This is a genomic window from Methanosarcinales archaeon (assembly GCA_014859725.1).
In the GTDB taxonomy this organism is placed as follows: Archaea; Halobacteriota; Methanosarcinia; order Methanosarcinales; family Methanocomedenaceae; genus Kmv04.
In genome coordinates this window covers 1-2150 of sequence record JACUTQ010000256.1, presented here as the reverse complement: position 1 = coordinate 2150, position 2150 = coordinate 1, and the positions used below count along the sequence as shown (strand labels likewise).

Annotated in this window: 3 protein-coding genes; 1 reads left to right on the top strand and 2 read right to left on the bottom strand. The window is 36.8% G+C overall.

From position 1 onward, the window contains the following. Positions 1–160: 160 nt before the first annotated feature. Positions 161–547, top strand: a complete 387-nt coding sequence (locus IBX40_12990) for a translation initiation factor IF-5A (GenBank protein MBE0525226.1) — start codon at positions 161–163, stop codon at positions 545–547. On the opposite strand, the gene IBX40_12985 is transcribed toward IBX40_12990, so the two are convergent. Together IBX40_12985 and cyaB are read right to left on the bottom strand one after the other, a co-directional pair. Continuing rightward, a complete protein-coding gene (locus IBX40_12985) occupies positions 542–1306 on the bottom strand; it encodes a coenzyme F420-0:L-glutamate ligase (GenBank protein MBE0525225.1) in 765 nt (254 codons plus the stop codon). The two genes, IBX40_12990 and IBX40_12985, sit on opposite strands and share 6 nt — an antisense overlap. A 227-nt stretch (positions 1307–1533) precedes the next feature. Next, positions 1534–2085, bottom strand: a complete 552-nt coding sequence (gene cyaB, locus IBX40_12980) for a class IV adenylate cyclase (protein ID MBE0525224.1) — start codon at positions 2083–2085, stop codon at positions 1534–1536. Positions 2086–2150: the final 65 nt, after the last annotated feature.

Sequence of the window (2150 nt, the reverse complement as noted above, 5' to 3'; positions counted from 1 at the left end):
AAAGATTCCATAAAAATATATTTTCCCATTTACCATTTAATTTGAAGAAGATACACATTATATTTATATTGGAATGAATACCTAAATGTCGATACGTATTTAAATATCTAAGATATCTGAATCGTTTATATATTTCATATTCACCGGAGGAATTTATCTAATGAAAGAACAAACAGAAGTCCGCACATTAAAAGAAGGAAGGTATGTAATAATAGATGATGAACCATGCATTATCAAATCCTTATCACACTCCAAACCAGGAAAACACGGCAGTGCTAAAGCAAGGGTGGAAGCCATAGGAATATTTGACAGCCAAAAAAGATCCATCATATCACCGGTTACCCAGAAGATCTATGTCCCTCTTGTTGAACGTAAGAATGGCCAGGTACTTTCCATAACCGGGAATGTGGCACAGATAATGGATATGAATGACTATTCCACTATTGAACTGACCATTCCTGACGGATACAAGGATAAAATTGAGGTTGGAAAAGACATTCAGTATCTGGTGGCCATGGGTAAAATGAAAATGGATATGCGGCTATAATCTGCATTTATTTTTGTAATGCAGTAAAGCAGTTCTGATTATATCTATTTCTGGTGAGCGGTGAAGAGCTTTAACTCCATTTTTTTCAGAGTAGAGATTAAATCCCCTGATGATCAAAATTGGTGTACCCCAATCACCTTCCCCCATCATACAATTTCCAAAAGCTGCAAGCTCATCAACTACAGCTTCGTTTGCCACTTCCAATACTTTTCCATACATATCTGTACTTCCCCTCCAGTCATGGTGAGTATCCATCCCGGCTACTCCCAGTGCAAAACCGGTCTGACCTTCCCTGAATGCCCGCCCATTGGTATCAGTAATGATTACACTCACCCGTTTCCCGGCCAACCTGAACAATTCTTGTTTGATTTTCAGGGCACATTTATCAGGGTCGGCAGGCAGCAGTAATAATCCATCTTCAACATTTGATTCATCTATACCTGCATTGATGCAGATATTACCACTAATATGACGTACTAAGAATATTGGTGACTCCAATATGACCTCGCTGCTCTGATCCAGAACAGCCTGGACAAATGCCGGGTACATTCCTGTTTTTTTTGATATCCTATTTGCCTCTTGTGAAGGAATAATTTTAGTAGGATCAATGACAAGACCTTCAGATTTTGAGATGATCGTAGAAGCCAGAACAATAATATCATTATCCTCCAATTTCGTATGCTGATAGATCAGCTCTGAAATGTTTTGACCTTTTATTATCAAAGGTATTTTATCCAATGTAAAAGCACTTACTTTCAATTATATTCCTCAATTTAGAAGGTAATTCAGTACAACATGAATAATTACTAATGGTACTAAAATATTTATGTTTGGTATTGTAATATTAAATGAATTCCAATGATATTAGTTAAAACTAAATATGTGGGTGTGGATTGTGGAGGTTCAATTGAATTCGATGTGAAGACAGGAAATATTCGGATAAGTACTGTTCTGGCCGTGACCAAATATATTTAATCAACTTTTTTTCATTTTCTCTTTTTTAGAAGCAGCAATTCAAGATACGATGTTGTGATGGTATCCTCCTGTTTTAGGTCCAATTCCGCCAATAATCCAAAGATGGAATCTACCTTGGAAGGGACCTCACTTTCGAATTCAGCAGTGGTCTCTATCTCAAGAAAATCGCCCAGTCCTTTTACATTGTCCAATGAAATGTCATACTGGTCCAACCTGTAAATGTCCCTGCTCTTTATTACTGTCATTACCTGGCTAAATCCCAATGCAGTTAACATCTCAGCTGCTCCTGCGGGATCTTTGATCTCGATTTCGATCTCTTTACGGCTTTTAGAAAGCTTATGTATCTTTGGACCTTTGTATGTAATGAAGGAAATATCACTTATCCTCCTGATCCTCAAGGCTTCATCGGTTCTGGCAAAATCCCTGCCACCTACATTGTCAGTTGCATTATAATATGTATCACTCTGGACTTGATTATCAAAATGGATGCAGCCAAGTTTTTCAAGTTTAGACCTTATTGAGTCAGGATTGTCTATCTTAACCTTGATTTCTACTTCTATCACGTATTTTCTATATATGTTAAGACCCTTTAATAAACTATTTCTATACTAATAAACACTATTATTTA

What these genes read in the sequence shown, in the direction of transcription:
- IBX40_12990 (MBE0525226.1), top strand. Translation starts at nt 161, where the DNA reads ATGAAAGAACAAACAGAAGTCCGCACATTAAAAGAAGGAAGGTATGTA.